The following is a 23,629-nucleotide window of genomic DNA, read 5'->3' as shown; positions in this document are numbered from 1 at the left end:
GCAAGCATGGTTGAATTCGCACTTCCGAAGAATTCGAAGATTTCCGGCGGCAAGACCTGGCCGAAGCCGGCCGGCGCCACCGAGACCCGCGAATTCCGGGTGTATCGCTGGAATCCGGACGACGGCAAGAATCCGAGTGTCGACACCTACTATGTCGACACCAATGATTGCGGTCCGATGGTGCTGGACGGTCTGATCTGGATCAAGAACCACATCGACCCGACGCTGACCTTCCGCCGCTCCTGCCGCGAGGGCGTCTGCGGTTCCTGCGCGATGAACATCGACGGCCAGAACACGCTGGCCTGCACCAAGTCGATGCACGATGTCGGCGCCGGCGGCGCGGTGAAAGTCAATCCGCTGCCGCACCAGCCGGTGGTCAAGGACCTGGTCCCCGACCTCACCAATTTCTACGCCCAGTATGCCTCGATCGAGCCGTGGCTGAAGACCACGACGCCGACGCCGCAGAAGGAGTGGAGGCAGAGCCACGAGGACCGCGAGAAGCTCGACGGTCTCTACGAGTGCATCCTGTGCGCCTGCTGCTCGACCTCGTGCCCGAGCTATTGGTGGAACAGCGAACGCTTCCTCGGCCCCGCCGCGCTGCTGCAGGCAACGCGCTGGGTCACCGATTCCCGCGACGAAGCGACCGGCGAGCGGCTCGACAATCTCGAGGATCCGTTCCGCCTCTATCGCTGCCACACCATCATGAACTGCGCCAAGGCGTGCCCGAAGGGTCTCAATCCCTCGGAAGCGATCGCCGAGCTCAAGTTCAAGATGGTCGAACGCCAGATCTGATCCGACACCGCCGCGGCTGGCGCTGGTATCAGTGGCCAGCCGCCGGCCGGATCAGGATATCCGCGCCGACCGCATCGGCGCCGGGCCGATCGAGGTCGAGCACGACGTCGACGATGCTGTGATCCTCCGGATCCATCGTGACGGTGAAGCCGAGATCGCGGCACATCCCGATCATGGTGGTGTTCTCGGTCAAGACCTGGCCGGACAGGCGCTTCAGTCCCTCCGACCGCGCATAGTGGATCAGGAGCTGCATCAGCGCCCAGCCGAGGCCTTTGCCCTTCAGATCGGACTGCAGCAGGATCGCGTATTCGGCGTTCTGGTACAGCGAATCCGAATGCAGCCGGACCGCGCCCATCATCTCGCCGGTCGCCGGATCGAGCGCCACGAAGGCCATCGCGCGCGCATAGTCGAGCTGGGTCAGGCGCGCGATGAAGGCGTGCGAGAATTCCTTCATCGCGTGGAAGAAGCGCAGCCTGAGATCCTCGGCGGTGACGCGCTTGAAGAAATCGGCGACCATCGGCTCGTCCTCGGGACGCATCGGACGCACCGTGACATGCGAGCCGTCGCGCAGCGCCAGCTCACCTTCCCACTGTGACGGATAGGGCCTGACCGCGAGCGAGCCTGGTGTGGCCGGCAAACAGCCGCGTCGGCTTGCGAATCGCCACCCGCGCATCGAGCGCCAGCACGCCGCTCTCGTCGGCCAGCATCGGATTGATATCGAGCTCGGCGACCTCGGGAATGTCGGCGGCCATCTGCGCCAGCTTGACCAGAGTGAGCGGCACCACGTCGGCCGGGACGGCCGGCACATCGCCATAGCCGCCGAGCAGCCGCGACACGCGGGTGCGCCCGATCAGTTCACGGGCGAGATTCATGTCGAGCGGCGGCAGCGCCAGCACCTTGTCGTTGATCACCTCGACCGCCGGACCGCCGCGGCCGAACACGATCACCGGGCCGAAGGTCGGATCGTCGGCGATGCCGAGGATCAGCTCGCGCGCCGCACGCCGCACGATCATCGGCTGGATCGTCACGCCTTGCAGCGTCGCGTCCGGCCGCGCGCTGCGTGCCCGTTCCATCACGGTCCTGACGGCCTCGACGACGCTGTCGCTGGTGCGCAGGTCGCGGATCACCCCGCCGACATCGGAGGCGTGCCGGATGTCGCGCGAAAACACCCTGACCACGATCGCGTGCCCCGCGGCGAGGAACGGCGCAGCCTTCGCGGCGGCGTCCTCGGCACTGTCGGCGACGAGGGTCGTCACGATCGGAATGCGATAGGCCTCGAACAGCGCGACGATCTCGGCCGGATCGAGCCAGGCGCGTCCCTCCGACAACGCCTTCACGACGACGTGCCGCGCCGCCGGGGTCTCGGGCGTGAACACCGATGCGACGCCGGGCGGCGTCGCGGCGAGCGCGGTGGAGGCCTCGCGGTAGCGCACCAGATACATGAAGGCGCGAACCGCATCATCCTCGGTCGGGAAATGCGGAATCCGCGCCGCCTCGAAGATCGCGCCGGTGCGCTCGTCGGCGCCGACCCAGGCCGCCAGCACCAGGGCCGCGACGGCGCTGCGCCTGGTCCTGCGGTCGCGCACGCACTGCGCCACCGCTTCGGCAATGCCCACGGCCGGCGCCACCGCGGTCTCGACATTGGCGACCAGCACCGCGTCGCTGTTGGCGTCATCGAGCAGGGCGTTGAGCGCCACCACGTAGCGGACGGCATCGGCATCGCCGGCGATGTCGACCGGATTGGCGCAGGACCAGCCCGGCGGCAGCATCTGGTCGAGCCGTTCGATGGTCTCCGTCGTCAGCGTCGCCGGAACGCCGCCGAGCTCGGCCAGCCGGTCGGTCGCGAGGATACCAAGGCCGCCGCCATTGGTCAGGATCGCAAGCCGGTTGCCGCGCGGCACGAAACCGCGGCCGAGCAGCTCGGCGCAATCGAACAGCTGGCGCAGGTCGTAGACCCGCAACATGCCCGCGCGGCGGAACGCGGCGTCATAGACCGCATCCGAGCCGGCCAGCGCGCCGGTGTGGGTCACGGCGGCCTTTGCGCCCGGCGCCATCCGCCCAGATTTGACGACGATGACCGGCTTCATGCGCGCCGCGGCACGCGCTGCCGACATGAACTTGCGCGCGTCCTTGACCGCTTCGAGATAGATCAGGATCGCGCTGGTGTGATCGTCGAGCGCGAAATAATCCAGGAGGTCGGCGACGTCGACGTCGAGCTGGTCGCCGATCGACGCGATGCCGGAGAAGCCAAGCCGCCGCTCCGCCGCCCATTCGATCATCGCCGACGCGACCGCGCCGGACTGCGAGATCAGCGCGACATGTCCGTCGGATGGCTGATGCGAGGCGAAGCTCGCATTGAGCTTGGCGCGCGGCACCATGATGCCGAGGCCATTCGGTCCGATCAGGCGCATGCCGTATCGCCGCGCGGCCTGGCCCGCGATCTCCGCGAGCGAACCCGCGCCGTGGCCGAGACCGGCCGACAGGATCGCCGCGCCGGCAACGCCGGCGTGAGCTGCCTCCGCGACGATCTCCGGGACCGCCGCGGCAGCCGCGCTGATGACAATGAGGTCAGGCACGAACGGCAGTGACGTCAGGTCGGGAACGGTCGGCTGCCCATCGACCTCGGCATAGTGCCGGTTGACGACGCCGAGCTTGCCGGCAAAGCCGCTCGCCTTGATGTTCCTGAGCACCGCCGCGCCGAGCGACGACGGGCGTGGACTGCCGCCGACCACCGCGATGCTTCGCGGCGCAAATACCCGCTCCAGGCCGTAGGTCGACATTGCATGGTCTCGCAGGGAGCGCGTGATGCGCTTCGGATGAACTCTACTTCCTCGTTCGACCCATTGTAACCGCTGCGACCTCTGGCCCGTATGACGGAACCCAATACGCCGTCTAATGGAGGCCCAGCGCCTGCGCCAGATTGAAGGTCAGGAAACTCGCGGCATAGGCCAGCACGAGCATGTAGAGGAACGTCACCACCATCCACTTCGCGCCGCCGGTCTCGCGGCGGATCACCGCGAGCGTCGAGGCGCATTGCGGGGCGAAGATGTACCAGACCAGCATCGACAGCGCGGTCGCCAGCGTCCATTTCTGCGCCAGCACCTGGCCGATCGCATCCGCCGCTTCCTTGCCGCCCTCGATCGAATAGACGGTGCCGAGCGCCGCGACCGCGACCTCGCGCGCCGCCATGCCCGGGATCAGCGCCACCGCGATCTGCCAGTTGAAGCCGATCGGCCGCAGCAGCGGCTCGAGCGTATGGCCGATCATCGCCGCGAAGCTGTAGTTGATCGCGGGCCCCTCGGCGCCGGCCGGCGCCTGCGGGAACGAGGCCAGGAACCAGATCAGCACCATCATCGAGAGGATCGTGGTGCCGGCGCGATACAGGAACATCTTGGCGCGATTGAGCACGCCGATCGCAATGCTCTTCAGCCGCGGCACCTTGTAGTCGGGCAATTCGAGCATGAACGGCGCCGGCGCATGGTCGCGCCACAGGAAGAATTTCGCGATCGCCGACACCGTCAGCGCGCTGATGATGCCCGCGGCATACAGCCCGAACATCACGAGGCCCTGCAGATTGACGAAGCCCCACAGCGTGGTTGCCGGAACGAACGCCGAGATGATCAGGGTGTAGACCGGAATCCGCGCCGAGCAGGTCATCAGCGGCGCGATCAGGATCGTGGTCAGGCGGTCGCGCCGGTTGTCGATCACCCGCGTCGCCATGATGCCGGGAATCGCGCAGGCGAAGCTCGACAGCAGCGGAATGAAGGCGCGGCCGTGCAGTCCGGCGCCGCCCATGATGCGATCCATCAGGAACGCGGCGCGCGCCATGTAGCCGAAGTCTTCCAAGAGCAGGATGAACAGGAAGATGATGATGATCTGCGGCAGGAACACGATGACGCTGCCGACGCCGGAGATCAGGCCGTTCTGCAGGAAGCTCTGCAACAGGCCCCAGCTTTCCGGCAGCAAATCATGGATCAATTGCCCGAGCGCCGAGAAGCCGTCCGACAGCAATTCCATCGCCGGCTGCGCCCAGGTGAACACCGCCTGGAACATCACGAACAGGATCACGGCCAGGACCACGAGACCCCAGACCGGATGCAGCACGACCGAATCGATCCGGCTGGTCAGCGTGTCCGGCTTGGTCGGCAGCGTCACCGCCGCCGCGATGATGCGGTCGGCCTCGCGCTGCGCGGCCTTGAGATCGGCGATCGTCGGCGTCGTCCACTCGCTGGCCGACGCCTCATGCGACCGCGCCAGGAATTCGTCGGTCCGCTTCAACAGCTCGTCGACGCCGCCCTTGCGCACCGCGACCGAGGTCACGATCGGCAAGCCCAGCTCCTGCGACATCCGATCGAGATCGATCGTGACGCCGCGGCGCCTCGCGATGTCGATCATGTTGAGCACCAGCATCATCGGCCGGCCGACGCGCTTCAGCTCGAGCACCAGCCGCAAGGTCAGCCGCAGATTGGTGGCGTCGGCGACGCAGAGCACCAGATCAGGCACCGCCTCGCCGTCGAAGCGACCGAGCACGATGTCGCGGGTGATCTCCTCGTCCGGGCTGCGGCCGCGCAGCGAATAGGTGCCGGGCAGATCGAGCACGGTGACGCTGCGGCCCTCCGGCGTGACGAAGCCGCCGGATTTGCGCTCGACCGTGACGCCCGGATAGTTGGCGACCTTCTGGCGGCTGCCGGTCAGGCTGTTGAACAGCGACGTCTTGCCGGTGTTCGGGGCACCGACCAGCGCCAGGCGCAGGGATGCGGTGGTCATTCGACGATCACGGCCATGGCTTCGCTCCGGCGCAGCGCAATCGTGATGTTGTCGACGCGCACCGCGATCGGATCCCGCCGGATCGTGCCTTCATGCAGGATTTCCACGCGCGCGCCTTCCACAAACCCCATCTCGACCAGGCGCTGCTCCAGCTCCTGCGGTGAAAGCGATGAGCCCGTCACGAGCGCATCGAGCCTGATGATCTTGCCGACAAAACCGCGATCCGCATGTCCGAGCCGGGTATCCGGGAAATTGCCGTGGGAGCTGTTTGGATCGCCTGTCATGCGGCCTGTTTTTCAGCAGGTAGTCACAGGGTCAAGCATTTGCCCGTGAGAGGTTTTAGAACTCCTAAAAACAGCGCCCCGGCACGCCATCCCGCCCGATTTTGCGCTTGACGGGCGGCGGTGTGCTAACGAGGTCGTGATGGCGCCGAGCAGCACCCGCCCTCCGCCGCGGATGTAAGCCGGCACGCACTTGATCGATCCCGGTTGGCCTCCGGTAACCTTGACTTGTCGCCGGGAGGCGAAGCAGCCCCAGCGCCGCGCGCCAGGACAGGGATTCGCTTCCTCCGGCGCAACGGTTTGCGTTAATGTTGCTGCGGAGCCGGAGCGCCCGTGCAGACCGCACACCGCAATTCGCTGAGACTGCTGCAATGGATGATGGCCGCCTCGCTGGCCCTTCCGCTGGCGCTGTTCGCGTTTGCCTCCGCGATGTCCTGGATCTCGACCAGCGACGCCGCCGACCAGGAGATCCAGCGCACGCTCGACGTCGCCCATGAGCACGCGCTCAAGGTGTTCGAGACCATCGACCGCGGCCTCGCCGAAGTCACCGAGGTGATCCGCGGCATGAGCGACGCCGACATCGCCGCACGCGAGAAGAGCCTGCACCAGCGGTTGCGCGCGGTCGCCGAGGCGCTGCCCCAGGTGAAATCGGTCTGGGTGTTCGATGCCAACGGCCGGGCCCTGGTCAACAGCCTGGTGGAGCCAGCCCCCGACGTCGATTTCTCGGACCGGGACTACTTCCGGATCCATGCCGAAGGCGACATCGGCACCTATATCGGCGAGGTGCTGACGCCGCGGCCGCCCTATCTGGGTGCCCGGTTCTTCAGCGTCGGCCGGCGCCGCAACAACGAGGACGGCAGCTTTGGCGGCGTGATCCAGGCCTCCGTGCTGCCGGAATATTTCGAGACTTTCTACGGCAAGATCGGCCGCGAGCCGGGCAGTTTCCTGGCGCTGATCCGGACCGACGGCGCGGTGCTGGCGCACTTTCCCGTCATCGACCACCCCACCCGGTTCGAGCCGAGCGGACCGCTCGGGCAGCAGCTCGTCGCCCATCCGCAGTCCGGGACCATGACGATTCAGTCGCCGGCCGACGGCATTGAGCGGCGCATGCGCTATGAGCGGCTGGCCGAATACCCGATCTATGTCAGTGCCGGCCTCGAAACCGCGGCGATCCGCTCGCGCTGGGTGTCGACCATGGCCCAGCACCTGGTCTTCGGCATTCCGGCCACCGCCCTGCTGTTCGGCCTGCTCGCGCTCGCCTACCGGCGCACCCAGCGCCTGGAGGAAGAGGCCAACCGGCGCATCGAGGCCGAGGAGGCGCTGCGCCATGGCCAGCGGCTGGAGGCGCTCGGGCAGCTCACCGGCGGCGTCGCGCATGACTTCAACAACCTGCTCACCGTGATCCGCGCCTCGGTCGACATGCTGCGGCGGCCGGACTTGCCGGAGCCGCGGCGGCAGCGCTACATCGATGCGATCTCCAATACCGTGAACCGCGCCGCCAAGCTGACCAACCAGCTGCTGGCATTCGCGCGCCGGCAAACCCTCAAGCCCGAGGTGTTCGACGCCAGCCAGAACGTCCGCACCCTGAGCGAGATGATCACCACCCTGATCGGCTCGCGGGTCGAGATCACCGCCCAGGTGCCGGACGAGACCTGCCTGGTCAATGCCGATGCCGGCCAGTTCGAGACCGCCATCATCAACATGGCAGTGAACGCGCGCGACGCCATGGACGGCGTCGGTCGGCTCACGATCGCAGTCCGCGTCGTGGACAAGCTGCCATCCACGACGAGCACTCCACCGGGCTCGCACGGCCATGTCGCCGTCACGGTAGCCGATACCGGCGTCGGCATTCCGCAGGAACTGTTCGGCCGTATCTTCGAGCCGTTCTACACCACCAAGGAGGTCGGCCACGGCACCGGCCTCGGCCTGTCGCAGGTGTTCGGCTTCGCCAAGCAATCCGGCGGCGAGGTCACCGTGACCAGCGAGGTCGGCAAGGGCTCGACGTTCACCTTGTATCTGCCGCGCGTCGTCGGCGGACCCGGCGCGCAATCGCCGCTCACCGAGGATGCGCCGTCGGTCGATCCGACCAGTGCGTCGGTGCTGATCGTCGAGGACAATGCCGAGGTCGGAAAATTCGCCGCCGATACGCTGACCCAGCTCGGCTGCACCTGCGTGCTGGTGGAGAACGCCACCCACGCGCTGGAGGAGCTCGCGGTCGACCCTGATCGCTTCGACCTGGTGTTCACCGATGTCGTGATGCCCGGCATGAGCGGCATCGAGCTTGCGGAGGAGATCCGCCGGCAGGGCCTCGATCTGCCGATCGTGCTCGCCTCCGGCTACAGCCAGGTGCTGTCGCAGCAGGGCAGCGGCGGCTTCGAGCTGCTGCAGAAGCCCTATTCGGCCGAGCAGCTCGCCCGCGTGCTGCACAAAGCCGCGCGCTCGCGCCGGCTGAAGCGGGACCAAGCGCCGGCGGGGTGAGGTGGTGACGTATCCCACAAACGCCGTCGTCCTGGCGAGGGCCAGAAGGCCATAACCACCGAACTCCGTGATGGACGGGACCGTGGCCCCAGCGTCGGACAACAATTGAAATTTGAGCTCATGGGTCCAGGCTTGCGCCAGGACGACGATGACTGTTCCCGATTCAAGGCGTCAAACGCACGGCTCAGCGTCGCATTCTCGCAACATCCGTCGGGTCAATCGGCTGCCCCTCGGAACCGCAATGGAACCTTCTGATTTCGCTCCCGTTGTCACGCGATGGCCAAGGCTAAGGCAAAATCCAGATCGTCGAAGGGGGCCTCGCCGGCCAAGGCCACCTCGCCCCGGAAAGCGAGCACAAGGCGTGCCGGCGCCGCAGACGGCAACGCCGCACCGAGCGGAGCGGACGACAAGGAGGCCGACGACAAATCGGAGCTCGTCGAGGTCGTCGCCGAAGACGGCGACCATGTCGAACCGCCGCCGCCGGAAATTCTCGAGCCCGATCCCGAATTGTCGCCCGAAGAGGCCGAACAGGCGCGCAAGGATTATCTGCTGACGCGGTTCTGGATCAGCGCGCGCGGCTATTGGGGCCGCAACGGCGATCGGCTGGCGTGGCTGTTCACGATCGGCCTGCTGCTGCTGATCGTCGCCAACGTCGCCGTGCAGTACGGCATCAATGTCTGGAATCGCGCGATCTTCGATGCGATCGAGAAGCGCGACTCGGCGTCAGTGTTCCATCTGACGGCCATCTTCTTCCCGCTTGCGATCGGCAGCGTGCTGTTGGGTGTCGCCCAGGTGTTCGGCCGCATGAGCATTCAGCGGCGCTGGCGCGCCTGGCTGACCAATGCCGTCGTGTCGCGCTGGCTGGCCAATGGGCGTTACTACCAGCTCAACCTCGTCGACGGCGATCACAAGAATCCGGAATACCGCATCGCCGAGGATCTGCGGATCGCAACCGACTCGCCGGTCGACTTCGTCGCGGGTGTGACGTCGGCGCTGCTGTCCGCCGTTACCTTCATCATCGTGCTCTGGACGATCGGCGGCGCGCTGACGGTGACGCTCGGCGGCTCGTCGATCAGCATCCCGGGCTTCCTGGTGATTGCCGCCATCATCTACGCCGCGATCGCGTCCGGCTCGATCACCGCGATCGGCCGCCGCTTCGTGCAGATATCCGAGGACAAGAACCAGGCGGAAGCCGAATTCCGCTACACGTTGACGCGCGTGCGCGAGAATGGCGAAAGCATCGCGCTGCTCGGCGGCGAAGCCGAAGAACGCGACGGCATCGACAGGACGTTCTCGAACGTATTGCGGCAATGGGCACGGCTCGCCGGACAGCACATGCGGACGACGCTGGTGTCGCAGGGATCGAATCTCATTGCGCCGGTAGTCCCCCTCTTGCTGTGCGCGCCGAAATTCCTCGATGGCAGCATGACGCTCGGCCAGGTGATGCAGGCGGCGTCCGCCTTCACCATCGTGCAGACTGCGTTCGGCTGGCTGGTCGACAATTATCCGCGGCTCGCCGACTGGAACGCATGCGCGCGCCGCATCGCCTCGCTGATGATGTCGCTCGACGGGCTCGAGCGCGCCGAGACCGGCGACGGCTTCGGTCGCATCAAGCGCGGCGAGACCGCGGGCGAGGCCATGCTGAGTCTCAACGATCTCTCGGTCACGCTCGACGACGGCACGGCCGTGGTCGGCGAAACCGAGGTCGACGTCGAGGCGGGCGAGCGGCTGCTGGTTGCCGGCGAATCCGGGACCGGAAAGAGCACGCTGGTGCGCGCCATCGCCGGCTTGTGGCCGTGGGGCGGCGGCAGTGTCGGCGTGCACGCGGACCGCCGCCTGTTCATGCTGCCGCAAAAACCCTACGTGCCGTCGGGCACGCTGCGGCGCGCGGTGGCCTATCCCGGTGCGGCGGAAGACTGGAATGTCGAAGAGATCGGCGAGGCCCTGCACAAGGTCGGCCTCGACCATCTCAAGGACAAGATCGAAGAGGATGCGCCGTGGGACCAGACGCTGTCCGGCGGCGAGAAGCAACGGCTCGCCTTTGCGCGCCTGCTGCTGCACAACCCCGACATCGTCGTGCTCGACGAGGCGACGTCGGCGCTCGACGAGAAGAGCCAGGACAAGATGATGGAGATGGTGACGACGGAGTTGCCAAAAGCGACCATCGTCAGCGTCGCCCATCGGGTCGAGCTCGAAGCGTTCCATAGCCGCAAGATCGTGCTGGAGCGCCGCAAGGGCGGCGCCAGACTGGTCAGCGACGTCGACCTGATTCCGCGCAAGGGCAAGCGACGGCTGCTGGGACGCTTCCTGCGGCAGCGCCAGGCATCGAGCAAGGCCGCATAACGGACGTTGGCGCTCCCGCCAAAACCGGCTATGCATGCCGCGCTTTTGACGAGGACCAGGCTTGATCCCCAGCAACGACATTTCGCCGGCGCCATTCGGCGCCTTTGCGCCCAATGCGGCGCAGGCCGCCATCATCCGGCTGGCGCACGGCTCTGGATTGAAGCGCGGCGCGTTCCGGCCCTGGCTGTCGCGGCTGGTCGATCTGTTCGGCGCAGGACCGCTCGATGTGAGCTATCAGGGCGCCTCGTTCCGCTTCTATCACCAGGCCAGCGCGACCGAGCGCGGCGCGCTGTTCAATCCCGATTACAATCTTGAAGAGCTCGCCTTCCTGCGCCGGCATGTCGGCGCCGGCGGCACCTTCGTCGATCTCGGCGCCAATGTCGGCACCTATGCGTTGGCGCTGGCGCGCGATGTCGGCGCCGATGGCAAGGTGATCGCGATCGAGCCGCATCCGGTGACGCATGCGCGGCTCAAATTCAACACGCAGGCCTCCAACTATCCGCAGGTGCGGCTGGTTGCAGCGGCCGCGGGTCCGAGCGACGGCGAGCTGATGATCGAGACCGACGGCGACAATCTCGGCGCCAGCCACATCGTCACCGGCACGCCGACCGGCAAGGCATACAAGGTGCCGTCGCTGCGGCTGCAACGCATCCTCGAGGAGGCCGGCGCAAGCAAAGTCGATGCGCTGAAGATCGACGTCGAGGGCTTCGAGGACCGCGTGCTGACCGGCTTCTTCCGCGACGCGCCGGAGCAGTTGTGGCCGCGCGCGGTGGTGATTGAGCATCTGTCGAAAGACGAATGGACTGACGACTGCATCGCCGACATGCACAGCCGCGGTTACGTCGATCAGGGCCGGACCCGCAGCAACACGCTGCTGGTGCGCGGTTGAGAAGCCGCTAGTTGCTCGCGGTGAGAAACGGGGAGATGGTGCGCGCAGCTCCATCCACGTCATTGCGAGCGACGCGAAGCAATCCATCGCACGGCAAGCTGAGGAATGGATTGCTCGTCGCTATCGCTTCTCGCAATGACGTCGGCGCCGAAGCGTCAATCCGCTCGGGGAGAGCGAATATCGAATCGACTACCTGACCGCCACAACAAGCGAGGCTCGCGATGATCGACCATATCGGCTTTTCGGTTTCCGACTATGAGCGCGCGAAAGCATTCTACCAGACCGCGCTGGCGCCGCTCGGCTACGGCTTGATCATGGAGGTGCCCGCTGAAGCGACCGGGCACGCGCCGGCGGCGGGCTTCGGCGCCAACGGCAAGCCGGACTTCTGGATCGGCGGCGAAGGCGCGATGAACAAGCCGGTGCATATCGCGATCACCGCCAAGGACCGCGCCACCGTCGACGCCTTCTACAAGGCTGCGATGGCGGCGGGCGGCCGCGACAACGGCGCGCCCGGCATTCGCGCGCATTATCACCCGACCTATTATGGCGCGTTCGTGCTCGATCCCGACGGCCATAATATCGAGGCGGTCTGCCACACGCCCGAATAGCGCCGCACAGGAACGGCTTGGCGCGCGTTCCGTTATCGCTTCGAACTGCGATGGAGCGATCAATGCGCGCGACGCGAGCCGGCATCGGCCACGACACCTCGATCTGATGCCGATCGAGCCTCCCGAGATTCCGCCGACGACGCCCGGCAATCCGAGCGAACCGCCGCCCGGAATTCCCCCCGGCAATCCGCAGCCGGAGGTTCCAGCACCGGTGCGCGAACCCGGCGAACCGCCGCGACCGGACGAGTTGCCGGGCAATACGCCCGACGAATCGCCGGTGCGCGGGCCACCCGGACCGACGGGCCCGCCGCCCGCGACAGATCGACCTGTCGGCCGATCAATCACGCGCGCGCCTTAGTTCCCAATCGCTGACAATCGTGTCCGGGCGTTTCTTATGAATGTCCAGTGAACAAGGGCACATGCAACCCGTTATAATGTCGAAATAAACTTCGCCGATGATTCGGTGCTCGCCACAATCCGGCCCAACGGCTGGCAATTCATCGTGTCGCCGAATTGTTCGGCTCTCACTTTCGCTCCTGCCCAGACTTTCCGCCCCGGGGACTCCGATACCATGACAAAGCTTCGTCTCGTGCTGCTCGCCACGACCGCGCTGACGGTGATGCAATTCGCAATCTCAGCGTCGCACGCACAAACTTCGCCGCTGGTCGTCGCACAGGCGCAGCCAAAGGAAGAGCTCGGCCCCGACGGAAAGCCGAAGCCAAAACCGGCGCCGGGCGCTCCCGCACATCCGGCACCGCCGGCCGCCGCGCCGCATCCGCAGGCGCCTCCCGCAGCCGCGCCGCCCGCCCATCCAGCTCCGCCGCCGGCCGCAGCGCCCGCGAGGCCGACCCCGCCCGCAGCGCCTGCGCGGCCCGAACCGCCCGCTGCCGCACCGGCAAAGCCGACACCGCCTCCGGCAGCCGCACCGCATCCCGCGCCGCCTCCGGCTCCCGCACGGCCGGAACCGCCCGCCGCGCGTCCGGCACCGCCGCCGGCAGCCGCGCCCGCACGGCCCGAACCACCTGCCGCAAAGCCGGCGACACCACCGCCTGCGGCCGCGCCCGGACGCCCCGAACCCCCTGCTGCGAAGCCGGCGACGCCGCCGCCCGCGGCTGCACCCGCGCATCCCACACCGACCCCGCCGCCGCCCGCCGCAGCACCGCAGCGGCCAGGCACGCCGTCGACGCCCGCACCGGGTGCAGCGCATACAACGCCAAGCCCGACGCCGGGGGCCGCAACGCCGGCACCGGGCGGCGCTGCTCCGGCAGCACGCCCCGGCACGCCGCCCGTAGCCGCAACACCGACGCCCGCAACGCCCCAAGCTCCGACAATGGCGCCTGCCGAACGCCGGCCCGGCGATCGCCCGGGCGGCGAACGTCCGGGTGGCACCAAGCAACCGCCGGGCACGACGTCGCCGGCAACGCCCGCACCGGGCGCGACACCGGCAGCACCGGGTGCCGCTGCTCCGGCAGCACGCCCCGGCACGCCGCCGGCAGCTGCAACGCCAACGCCGGCTGCACCTGCAACGCCGGGAGCTGCAACACCGACTCCGGGTCAGCAGGGACGTCCCGCCACACCGCCCGGAACGCCTGCGACCCCGGGAGCAGCGATGGGCGCCCCCGGCGCAGCGCCGGCACCCGCGCAGCAGGCCCGTCCGGGCGCTGCGCCCGGCTTGCCGCCGGCCCAGGGGGCCGCCATGGGCGCGCCCGCGGCACCGACCGTGGTGCCCGGCTCGGCCGCCGCAACGCCGCCGCCCGGCAAGGCGCAATACGCCCCGCCGACGGTTGCGCCGGCATTCCGGGCCGCACCTGCAGTCGCGGCACCGCTGCCGCCGCCGCCGCGCCATGACAACATCACACCGCTCGCGATCGGCGCCGCAGTCGGTGCAGGCGTGGTGGCCGGTGCCATCATCGGCGGGAGCATCGCGGACCTGCGCGGCCAGCGGCAGGAAGTCGTCGAAGACGGCCGCACCATCTACACCGAGCCGGACCGCGTCATCATCCGCGACCCGAGCGGCCAGGCCTATGTACGCGGCGACGACATCTATCGTTTCCGCTATGGCGCGCGCGACATCCGCACCGAGACGATCGGCGGCGAGACCCGCACCATCGTGGTCCGTCCCGACGGCAGCGAGATCATCACCGTGGTCGGCGCCGACGGCCAGATGCTGCGCCGAATCCGCAGGGATCCCGGCGGGCGCGAGCTCGTCATCATCGACAACAGCTATCGCGATCCGCGTGCGGTCGGCGGCTTCTATGTCGACGTACCGCCGCCCGTGGTCAACATTCCCTACGATCGCTACATCGTCGACGCTCAGGACGCGTCGCCCGACGTGATCTACGAGACCATGGAGGCACCGCCGGTGCAGCGGATCGATCGGCGCTACTCGCTCGAGGAGATCCGCTACAGCCCCAATGTCCGCATGCAGATGCCGTCGATCGACCTCAACACGATCAACTTCGATTCCGGATCGTGGACCATCCCGCCCGATCAGGCGGCGCGGCTGCAGGTGATCGCCGACGGCCTCAACCGGGCCATCCAGCGCAACCCGCGCGAGGTGTTCCTGATCGAAGGCCATACGGACGCGACCGGCAACGACACCGACAATCTGTCGCTGTCGGACCGCCGCGCGCAATCGGCCGCCGAGTTGCTGACGCAGCAGTTCGGCGTGCCGGCCGAAAACCTGACCTCGCAGGGTTACGGCTCGCAATATCTGAAGGAGCAGACTGACGGACCGAGCCGCATCAACCGGCGCGTCACGGTCCGCCGCATCACTCCGCTGCTCAACGGCGGCACCGCCTCCGCCGCGCCACCGCGCTGAGCCGGTGCGACATCACGAGACCAAAATGGCCGGGAGCGATCCCGGCCATTTTCGTTTTGGTCGTCGGATGAGCGGGCTCTTGCTTCACCTCGCCCCGCTTGCGGGGAGAGGTCGGAACGCATCGCGAGATGCGTTCCGGGTGAGGGGGTGCAGGTCTATCTACGCACACGACTCGTGGAGGGAGCCCTCACCCAACCCTCTACCCGCATCCGCCTTCGCCCGAAGGCGGGCTTCGGCGGACAAGAGAGCGGGGCGAGGGAGCACACCGTCAGCGCGGTGTTGTCAGTGACCTCACCGCGCCATCTGCGCCGGATCGTAGAAGAAGCGCTCCTCGATCAGCTCCTCGCCACGCCAGGTCTGCCAGGCGACCTCCTCCATGCGGCGGACCTTGCCGTCCTTGGCCGTGAACTCGAACCGCCAGCAGATCGCCGAGTGATCGCCGTCGACGAGCAGCGGCCCGAGCCGCGTGGTCGTCACGCTGCTGACCGCGGCCAGCACGGCGGCCTCGCGCGCCGCGAGAGCTTCACGACCGACGCGCCATTCGCCGTCGTTCTCCTGGGTGCGGGCATCGGCCGAGTAGAAATTCCTGATGGCGCCGACATGGTCGTTGGACTCGACCGCGTCAGCGAAGGCTTGCAGCGTCTTGAGCGAGGGCATGTGCCATCTCCATTTACCGACTGATGGTCGGTATTTATCGACTGCCAGTCGGTAAGTCAATTGGCTTGCGGCTGGAACTGGGTTAGACAGCATGATCCGGAAAAGTGTGACGCGGTTTTTCCGATAGATCATGCTCAGACAATAACGAACCATGGCAACCCAGGCCGAGCGGCGCGAGAAGACCAGAGCCTCGATCGTCAAGGCAGCGCGCCGCATTTTTGGCGAGCGCGGCTTTGCCGCGACGACGATGGACGACATCGCTGCCAGCGCGCGCGTCGCCAAGGGTGCGGTCTATCACCACTTCGCAACGAAAGAGGCGGTGTTCGAGGCGGTGTTCGAGCAAGTGTCGATCGACCTCGTCGCCGATCTCGACCGCATCTCGCGCGCCGAGAACGATCCACTCGCGGCGGTGGCGGCGGGCACGCAGGGCTATTTCGCGGCGTGCGCGAAGGGCCCGACCGGCCAGATCATCCTGCGCGACGGCCCCGCCGTGCTCGGCTGGGAACGCTGGCGCGAGATCGACGCCAAGCATTTCGGCGGAAAATTTCCGCGCGCGCTGGCGGCGGCGATGGAGGCCGGCGTGATCGCGAAGCAGCCGATCGAACCGCTGGCGCGGCTGTTGCTCGGCGCAGTGACGGAGGCGGCAGTCGCGGTGTCAGCGGGGCCCGATATCGGCAAGACCGGCACCGATTACGCGCGGGCGTTTCGTTCGCTCTTGGATGCGCTGAGGGTGAAGTAGCCGAACTCTCTCCCCGTCGTCCCGGCCGCGATCCATAACCACCGGGAGTTATCGTGGAAGCGAGCTGGGGCCACAACATGCTCAATAACCACGGCCTGTGGTTATGGGCCCCGGGTCGCGCTTCGCTTGCCCGGGACGACGAGGTGAGAGAGCGTGGCCTCAATCCTTGTCGCTCTCGAGCTGGAAGATCTGCGCGCCTTCGCCGCTCGAAATCAATCCGGTCTTGTTGTAGAGGCCGAGCTTGGCGCGGGTGTCCGAGATGTCGAGGTTGCGCATGGTCAGCTGGCCGATGCGGTCGGCCGGCGTGAAGGCGGCGTCCTCGACCTTCTCCATGCTGAGCCGCTCCGGCGCATAGGTCAGGTTCGGGCTCTCGGTGTTCATGATCGAATAATCGTTGCCGCGGCGCAGCTCGAGCGTCACCTCGCCGGTGACGGCGCGCGCCACCCAGCGCTGCGCGGTCTCGCGCAGCATCAAGGCCTGCGAATCGAACCAGCGGCCCTGGTACAGCAAGCGGCCGAGTCGCATGCCGCTGATGCGGTACTGCTCGATCGTGTCCTCGTTGTGGATGCCGGTGACCAGCCGTTCGTAGGCGATGTGCAGCAGCGCCATGCCGGGCGCCTCATAGATGCCGCGGCTCTTGGCCTCGATGATGCGGTTCTCGATCTGGTCGCTCATGCCGAGGCCATGGCGGCCACCGATCGCGTTGGCTTCCAGGAACAGCGCGACCGGATCGGCAAACGTCTTGCCGTTGAGCGCGACCGGCTGGCCTTCCTCGAACCGCACCACGACCTTCTCGGCCTTGACGTCGCAATCGGCGCGCCAGAACGGCACGCCCATGATCGGGTTGACGATGGTGATGCCGCTCGCAAGGCTTTCGAGATCCTTCGCCTCATGGGTCGCGCCGAGCAGGTTGCTGTCGGTCGAATAGGCCTTCTCCGCGCTCATCTTGTAGGCGAAGCCCTGCGCGGTCATGAACGCCGACATCTCGGCGCGGCCGCCGAGCTCGTCGATGAACTGCTGGTCGAGCCAGGGCTTGTAGATGCGCAGGCTCGGGTTGGTCAGCAGGCCGTAGCGGTAGAAGCGCTCGATGTCGTTGCCCTTGTAGGTCGAGCCGTCGCCCCAGATGTTGACGCCGTCCTCCTGCATCGCCGCGACCAGCATCGTGCCGGTCACCGCGCGGCCGAGCGGGGTGGTGTTGAAATAGGTAATGCCGCCGGTCGAGATGTGGAACGCACCGGACTGGATCGCGGCGATACCCTCATGGACAAGCTGGGTGCGGCAATCGACCAGGCGGGCCTTCTCGGCGCCGAAATCCATCGCCTTGCGCGGGATCGCGTCGTAGTCGGCCTCGTCGGGCTGGCCGAGATTGGCGGTGTAGGCGAACACCTTGGCGCCCTTCAGCTTCATCCAGAGCAGCGCCGCCGAGGTGTCGAGCCCGCCCGAGAACGCGATGCCGACTTTTTCGCCGGTGGGCAGGCTTTTCAGAATCGTACTCATGGAACGGTCCAATCGGTCGACATGGATCAGGTTTCAGGGCTGGCGATATCAAATTTCCGCAAGCGGAGCACGCCTTTAATCGGGCTCCAATCAGGCTTCGGGCCGGCTGGATGCAGCCTTGCCGCCCCGGCGCCAGCGCTGCATCCACCGGTAGCCGGGCATTGCAAGGCGCGTCAGCGCGGCATCGACCGCCTCGTCCGTCAGCCGGGTCGCTGCCCAGCGGTAGATCAGCGCGTAGAACAGCCAGACGGTGAAGAACGACACCAGGCCCGCGATCGCCACATCGGTGAAAAAGTGCCCGCCAAAGGCCATTCGAAGCCCACTGGTGACGATGCCGAACACGGTCGCCGCGGCAAAGGCCAGCGGCCGCCAGGCTGGCGGCGTCAGCGCCGCCGGCGCATAGGTCCAGAACGCGGTGGCGCCCTCGCCGGAGAAGAACGAGCAGTTGCGCGGGCAGCCGCCGCGCGGATCCCACCACGGCATGAATTGCAGGTCGCCGCCGAACTGCGTCACGACCACCGGGCGCGGCCGGCCCCAATAATTCTTGAAGGTGAAGTTGGTCAGCACGCCGGCCGAGAGCAGCATCGTGGTGAGCAGGAACACCGCGGCGCGGCCGGACATCAGCATCGGCCGATCGGGCCGAATGAATTTCCAGACGATGGTCACGAGCGCCGGTAGCACCAGTGCCCACGCGATCCACATCGCCGCATCGCGCGCAAAAGCGGCGATCGCGTCGAGCTTCAACGGAAAGGTTTTCTGCGCGGCGTCGTAAAACAGCGCGGCGAGCTTCAGATCGAGCTCGGGATAGAGCCCGAACAGGATGCCGATGATGAGCGCGAGCGCCAGGGCGATGAAAAGTCCGGTCCGGTTCATGGCGCGCGGTTTAGCCGAGGCGATGGGGTATGGGAAGCATCACGGCCGCGGCGATTGTGACGGCAATGGCGGGGGCGGCGGTAATGGACGGCGCGGCTCGCGCCAGGCACCGGCGCTGCGGCCGGCGATCAGCCAGTAGACCAGGCCCGCGACGATGCCGGCGCCGGTCATGATCTCCAGGTGCCGGCGTACGATGCCGTGGAACTGGATCGTATCGGGATCGAACGGGACCAGGCCGAGATAGCAGGCCGCGCCGACGATCGCGCCGCCGACCGCGTAAGCCAGCACGCTTCGGATGTAGAACGCCTCGGTGATCAGCACCACGATCAGCGCGGGCAGCAGCGCAAAGCCCGAGATGAAGATGAAGCCGAAGCCGAGCACGATATCGATCGCGCTCTGGTCGATCTGGCCGCCGAAATCGCTGATCTCGGGGTACAGCACCGCGACGACCACGATGATCCCTGCCACGAAGCAGGACATCAGGAAGCCGAACGCGACGACGAACAGGCGGCCGATCAGGGCCATGCTACCTCCCCGTCATTGCGAGCGGAGCGAAGCAATCCATCTCGCCACTTGCCGAGGCATGGATTGCTTCGTCGCTTCGCTCCTCGCAATGACGGATTGCATGGAGGCAGCACTTCTCAATCCGTCATTGCCATCGCGCGCAGCGCCTGGCGCTCGCGGGCGGAGAGCTTTTCGGTCTCCGACTTGAGCTGGCCGCAGGCGGCGAGGATGTCGCGGCCGCGCGGCGTGCGCACCGGCGAGGAATAGCCGGCATTGAAGATGTATTCGGAGAATTTCTCGATTTGCTCCCAGTCCGAGCATTCATAGGCGGTGCCCGGCCACGGATTGAACGGGATCAGGTTGATCTTGGCCGGAATGCCCTTCAGCAGCTTCACCAAGAGCCTGGCGTCATCGAGCGAATCGTTGATGCCCTTGAGCATCACATATTCGAAGGTGATGCGCCGCGCGTTGGACGCGCCGGGATAGTCGCGGCAGGCCTGCAACAATTCCTTGATCGGATATTTGCGATTCAGCGGCACCAGCTCGTTGCGCAATTCGTCGCGCACCGCGTGCAGCGAGATCGCGAGCATCACGCCGATCTCGTCACCCGTCCGCTTGATGTTCGGCACCACGCCCGAGGTCGACAGCGTGATGCGGCGGCGGGAAATGCCGATGCCCTCATTGTCGCCGACGATCAACAGCGCATCGCGCACCGCGTCGAAATTGTACAGCGGCTCGCCCATCCCCATCATCACGATGTTGGTGACGCGGCGGGTGCCGTCCTCGCGGTCGGCCCAGTCGTTGAGCCGGTCGCGCGCCACCATCACCTGGCCGACGATCTCGCCGGCGGTAAGGTTGCGCACCAGCCGCTGCGTGCCGGTGTGGCAGAACGCGCAATTCAGCGTGCAGCCGACCTGCGAGGACACACACAGCGTGCCGCGATCGGTCTCGGGGATATAGACGCACTCGACCTCGTGCGGCCGCTCGAGCTTGTCGCCGCTCGGCAGCCGCAGCAGCCATTTGCGGGTGCCGTCATTGGAGATCTGCTCGGCGACGACCTCGGGACGGTCGACGGTAAAATGCTTCTCGAGCTCGGCGCGCATGTCCTTCGAGACGTTGGTCATCTCGGCAAAGCTTTGAGCGCCGCGGAAATACATCCAGTTCCAGAGCTGCTGGGTGCGCATCTTGCGCTGACCCGCCTGCACGCCGATCTCGCCCAGGCGATCCGATATCTCGGCGCGCGACAGCCCGATCAGCGACGGCTTGGCCGGCGGCACATAGGTCTCGAGCGGAACCTTTTCGACCAGCGCGCTGGCGCCGGAGACTGCCTTGGTGGTCACGGTGTCGGTCATGAAACCTCAAATAGGCCTTCCAGCCGGTGCTGGAAAGCCGCCTAATACCTCAATTTTACGCCTTAAGTCGCGTCTCTAGCGCCGGCAGTCCTGGCCCACCCGGTCGAGCGCCTGCGCCAGGCCCTTCAGCGAGAAGGTATCGATCGTCTCGGTTCCCTTGGCCGAGACGGCTTTGACCGTCAGATCGGCCGATTTGCGCATGGCTTCCACCATCCGCTCCTCTTCGGCCGCATTCTTGATCCAGAGGCCGTCACCCTGCGTGTACATCGCATAGGTCCCGCCGCCGACCTGCAATGTCGATTCCGAGCCCGGCTTCACGGTGTAGCCGATCATGATCGAGACTTCGTTGACGACCTTCTCCGCCGGGCGGGTGGAGATGAAGGCATAGGCCGGATCGCGTGGCCGGTTCGCCGGATTGGTCTTCGACGACGCCGGCTTGGCGAGCGCGAAGCACACCTTCTTGCCGTTGGGCGCGGCGGTGTAGGCGCCCCAGGTCCCGAATTGCCCGATCAGCGTCGGCTCTGCGCCGCCGGCCGCAGCCGCGGCCGCCGAAGGCGACGGCTTGGCCGCGTCTTTCTTGGGCGCAGCCTGCGTCGGTGCGAGGGTGATGATCCCGCACAGACCACAAGCCGCCAATGATGTCAGAATCTGCCGCACAGCCAACTGGTTCCCCCATCATTGTGACTGCAAGATGGCCCGGCGATTCCCCCTCCGCCGGCCGGGATGGATAACCGGGAAACGCTTTTTTGGGAAGGCAGTTACAGTCGGATGCGCGTGCGGACCCAACGCCACCAGCGCACGTCTACTCTTCTCAGTGCACGCTCATTGTTTGCTGATGCGCATCAGCCCTTAGCAGTCCTTTTTCATCCGTTGGCACGCGCCGCGCGCTGGCTCTCCCACTGCGCATCGGTCCATTGCAGCAGGTCCTCGGCACCGGAACTGCGCAAATGCGAGCCGCCGTCCTGCACCACCATCTCGCCATTGATGTAGCCTGCCTGATCGGAGATCAGGAAGGTCGCGAGATTGGCGAGCTCGAAATGTTCGCCGGCGCGGCCGAGCGGATTGCGATGCGACCAGGTCTCGCCGCGCGCTTCGGGGCGGAGCTGGCCGGTCGCCCCTGGCGTCGGGAACGCACCCGGCGCGATCGCCACGGTGCGGATGCCCTTCGGACCCCATTCGACGGCGAGGCTCTTGGTCATCGCCAGCACCGCGGTCTTGGCCATCGACGACGGCACCGTGAACGCGCGGCCCGTGATGGTCGAGGTCGAGAGGATCGAGAGCACCACGCCCTTGTGCTTGCCGTCGATCCAGCGGCGGCCGGCGGCGAGCGTGCAATACATCGTGCCGTGCAGGGTCGGCGCGAGGATCGCGTCCGCCGCGCGGAATGACAAATGTTCGCTCTGCGCAATAAAGGTTGCGGCCGCATTGTTGACGAGCACGTCGATCGGCGCGTCCTGCCAGATCTGATCCATCATTGCTTCGACCGCACCGCCGTCGCGGATATCGCAGCGCGCGATGGAGACCTTGGCGCCGAGCTCGCTGCGGAATTTCGCGGCGGTTTCCTCCAGCAGCGCCTCGCGCCGGCCGCAGATGATCAATTCGGCGCCGAGTTCGGCAAAGCGTCGACCCATCGCAGCGCCGAGGCCGGAGCCGCCGCCGGTGATCAGGATGCGCTTTTTCGCTAGCAGGCCTTTTTCAAACATAGTTTGATCCCTCCGCACTGTATTGTCGCTCCGCCGCAAATCCGGCATGAAGCTTTCAGTCCTTTTTGCGTCCGAAACTCAGGTGTGTCCATGAAAGCCATCCTCTGCTCGCAATACTGTCAACCCGACGATCTCGTGCTGGCTGACGTGCCCGATCCGGTGGCGGGTCCCGGCGAAGCCGTGATCGCGATCAAGGCGGCGGCGCTGAATTTCTTCGACATCCTGATGATCCAGGGCAGGTACCAGATCAAGCCGCCATTCCCGTTCTCGCCGGCCGCCGAAGTCGCCGGCGAGATCGAGAGCGTCGGCGCCGGTGTCACCGATCTGAAGGTCGGCGACCGTGTCGTCGCATCCTGCGGCCACAACGGCGCGCGCGACAAGATCGCGCTGCCTGCGAATTCGATCGTGAAGATTCCCGACAATCTTGATTACGACCGCGCCGCCGGGATCATCATCATCTACGGCACCGCGCTGCATGCGCTGGAGGATCGCGCGAGCCCGAAACCGGGCGAGACGCTCGCGGTGTTAGGGGCTGCCGGCGGCACCGGCCTCGCCGCGTGCGAGCTCGGCAAGCTGATGGGCCTCAAGGTGATCGCATGCGCGTCGTCGGACGAGAAGCTCGCCTTCGCCAAGCAGCACGGCGCCGAGCTGACGCTGAACTACGCCAAGGAAGATCTGAAAGAGGGCCTGCGCAAGCTGACCGACGGCAAGGGCGCCGACATCGTGTTCGATCCGGTCGGCGGCGCCTATGCCGAAGCCGCGCTGCGCTCGACCGCATGGGAGGGGCGCTTCCTGGTGATCGGCTTTGCCGCCGGCGACATCCCGAAGATTCCGCTCAACCTCGCGCTGCTGAAGGGCTGCGATATCCGTGGCGTGTTCTGGGGCGCGTGGGCGCGGCAGAATCCGGAGAAGAACCGCAAGAACCTCGAGAAGCTCGTGCAGTGGACCGCGGAAGGCAAGATCTCCTCGCATGTCGACCGCACCTTCCCGCTGTCGCAGACCGCGGAAGCGTTGAAGGTGCTGGCCGGCCGCAAGGCAATGGGCAAGGTGATCCTGCATCCGGGCAGCTGAAGGCAACGCTGAACCGCAGGCTCCTAACTATCTCCGTCACCCTGGGGAGCGCCACCGGGTCCGCGCAAAGCGCGGCCCGATGACAGGCTCCGCGCGTCTCGAAGGGTCGACGGCCCGGACCGGGGCTGTCCATCCTTCGAGGCTCGCAAGAGCTCGCACCTCAGAGGGTGTGATTTTTTTGGGGTTTCAGCGAGCATTATAGCCGAAAGCCGGCGCGGTGTGATTCTCTGGCGATGATGGATTCGCGGGAGGTG

Annotated in this window: 18 protein-coding genes and 1 pseudogene; 9 read left to right on the top strand and 10 right to left on the bottom strand. The window is 66.6% G+C overall.

From position 1 onward, the window contains the following. Window positions 1-6: 6 nt before the first annotated feature. Window positions 7-792 carry a succinate dehydrogenase iron-sulfur subunit gene (locus tag ACVINW_RS11870; RefSeq protein ID WP_021078861.1) on the top strand — a complete coding sequence of 262 codons (786 nt, stop codon included), beginning with the start codon at window positions 7-9 and terminating at the stop codon, window positions 790-792. Between the two features lie 28 nt (window positions 793-820). Here the strand turns inward: ACVINW_RS11870 and ACVINW_RS11865 are convergent. From ACVINW_RS11865 to ACVINW_RS11855, 3 genes and pseudogenes are all read right to left on the bottom strand, one after another. Continuing rightward, a pseudogene (locus ACVINW_RS11865) lies at window positions 821-3,572 on the bottom strand (bifunctional acetate--CoA ligase family protein/GNAT family N-acetyltransferase). A 112-nt stretch (window positions 3,573-3,684) separates the two neighbouring features. After that, window positions 3,685-5,559, bottom strand: a complete 1,875-nt coding sequence (gene feoB / locus ACVINW_RS11860) for a ferrous iron transporter B (protein WP_456751460.1) — start codon at window positions 5,557-5,559, stop codon at window positions 3,685-3,687. Then, window positions 5,556-5,843 (bottom strand): FeoA family protein, encoded by a 288-nt coding sequence (locus tag ACVINW_RS11855; RefSeq protein ID WP_456751459.1) that lies wholly within the window; start codon window positions 5,841-5,843, stop codon window positions 5,556-5,558. Before ACVINW_RS11855 ends, feoB begins: the two co-directional genes overlap by 4 nt. 330 nt (window positions 5,844-6,173) lie before the next feature. Between ACVINW_RS11855 and ACVINW_RS11850 the strand changes: the two genes are divergently transcribed. The 6 genes from ACVINW_RS11850 (at window position 6,174) to ACVINW_RS11825 (ending at window position 14,979) form a co-directional block, all read left to right on the top strand. Further along, window positions 6,174-8,318, top strand: coding sequence for an ATP-binding protein (locus ACVINW_RS11850; protein WP_456751458.1), 2,145 nt, complete (start codon window positions 6,174-6,176; stop codon window positions 8,316-8,318). Window positions 8,319-8,594: 276 nt separating this feature from the next. Next, entirely contained in the window at window positions 8,595-10,661 is a 2,067-nt protein-coding gene (locus ACVINW_RS11845; protein ID WP_456751457.1) for an ABC transporter ATP-binding protein/permease, read from the top strand. A gap of 61 nt (window positions 10,662-10,722) precedes the next feature. Then, window positions 10,723-11,550: an FkbM family methyltransferase gene (locus ACVINW_RS11840; RefSeq protein WP_456751456.1), complete on the top strand. Its 828-nt coding sequence runs from the start codon at window positions 10,723-10,725 to the stop codon at window positions 11,548-11,550. Between the two features lie 221 nt (window positions 11,551-11,771). Next, window positions 11,772-12,158 (top strand): VOC family protein, encoded by a 387-nt coding sequence (locus tag ACVINW_RS11835; protein WP_456751455.1) that lies wholly within the window; start codon window positions 11,772-11,774, stop codon window positions 12,156-12,158. Between the two features lie 106 nt (window positions 12,159-12,264). Beyond that, window positions 12,265-12,516 carry a hypothetical protein gene (locus tag ACVINW_RS11830; protein WP_456751454.1) on the top strand — a complete coding sequence of 84 codons (252 nt, stop codon included), beginning with the start codon at window positions 12,265-12,267 and terminating at the stop codon, window positions 12,514-12,516. Between the two features lie 213 nt (window positions 12,517-12,729). Beyond that, window positions 12,730-14,979, top strand: coding sequence for an OmpA family protein (locus tag ACVINW_RS11825; protein WP_456751453.1), 2,250 nt, complete (start codon window positions 12,730-12,732; stop codon window positions 14,977-14,979). A 291-nt stretch (window positions 14,980-15,270) separates the two neighbouring features. On the opposite strand, the gene ACVINW_RS11820 is transcribed toward ACVINW_RS11825, so the two are convergent. Next, window positions 15,271-15,636 (bottom strand): nuclear transport factor 2 family protein, encoded by a 366-nt coding sequence (locus ACVINW_RS11820; protein ID WP_456751452.1) that lies wholly within the window; start codon window positions 15,634-15,636, stop codon window positions 15,271-15,273. 151 nt (window positions 15,637-15,787) lie between these two features. Between ACVINW_RS11820 and ACVINW_RS11815 the strand changes: the two genes are divergently transcribed. Next, complete coding sequence (locus ACVINW_RS11815; RefSeq protein ID WP_456751451.1) at window positions 15,788-16,375, top strand: TetR/AcrR family transcriptional regulator; 588 nt, start codon at window positions 15,788-15,790, stop codon at window positions 16,373-16,375. Window positions 16,376-16,534: 159 nt separating this feature from the next. Here the strand turns inward: ACVINW_RS11815 and argG are convergent, their stop codons facing one another. The 6 genes from argG to ACVINW_RS11785 form a co-directional block, all read right to left on the bottom strand. After that, entirely contained in the window at window positions 16,535-17,872 is a 1,338-nt protein-coding gene (argG, locus tag ACVINW_RS11810) for an argininosuccinate synthase (RefSeq protein ID WP_456751450.1), read from the bottom strand. Between the two features lie 90 nt (window positions 17,873-17,962). Beyond that, window positions 17,963-18,745, bottom strand: a complete 783-nt coding sequence (locus ACVINW_RS11805; protein ID WP_456751449.1) for a phosphatase PAP2 family protein — start codon at window positions 18,743-18,745, stop codon at window positions 17,963-17,965. A gap of 39 nt (window positions 18,746-18,784) precedes the next feature. Beyond that, on the bottom strand, window positions 18,785-19,270 hold the full coding sequence (locus ACVINW_RS11800) for a hypothetical protein (RefSeq protein WP_456751448.1): 486 nt from the start codon (window positions 19,268-19,270) through the stop codon (window positions 18,785-18,787). A gap of 116 nt (window positions 19,271-19,386) precedes the next feature. Then, window positions 19,387-20,601, bottom strand: coding sequence for a 23S rRNA (adenine(2503)-C(2))-methyltransferase RlmN (gene rlmN / locus ACVINW_RS11795; protein WP_456751447.1), 1,215 nt, complete (start codon window positions 20,599-20,601; stop codon window positions 19,387-19,389). Between the two features lie 75 nt (window positions 20,602-20,676). Continuing rightward, window positions 20,677-21,258 carry an invasion associated locus B family protein gene (locus ACVINW_RS11790; protein WP_456751446.1) on the bottom strand — a complete coding sequence of 194 codons (582 nt, stop codon included), beginning with the start codon at window positions 21,256-21,258 and terminating at the stop codon, window positions 20,677-20,679. A gap of 206 nt (window positions 21,259-21,464) precedes the next feature. Next, window positions 21,465-22,304, bottom strand: coding sequence for an SDR family oxidoreductase (locus ACVINW_RS11785; RefSeq protein ID WP_456751445.1), 840 nt, complete (start codon window positions 22,302-22,304; stop codon window positions 21,465-21,467). 90 nt (window positions 22,305-22,394) lie between these two features. Here ACVINW_RS11785 and ACVINW_RS11780 point away from each other — a divergent pair, with 90 nt between their 5' ends. Beyond that, the gene (locus ACVINW_RS11780; protein ID WP_456751444.1) at window positions 22,395-23,375 is read left to right on the top strand and encodes an NADPH:quinone oxidoreductase family protein; all 981 of its coding nucleotides are present in this window, start codon (window positions 22,395-22,397) and stop codon (window positions 23,373-23,375) included. The last annotated feature ends 254 nt before the right edge of the window (window positions 23,376-23,629 follow it).

This window comes from Bradyrhizobium sp. USDA 4461, assembly GCF_054055655.1.
Note: the sequence above shows the minus strand (reverse complement) of the source record. Positions and strands in the feature narration are given on the sequence as shown.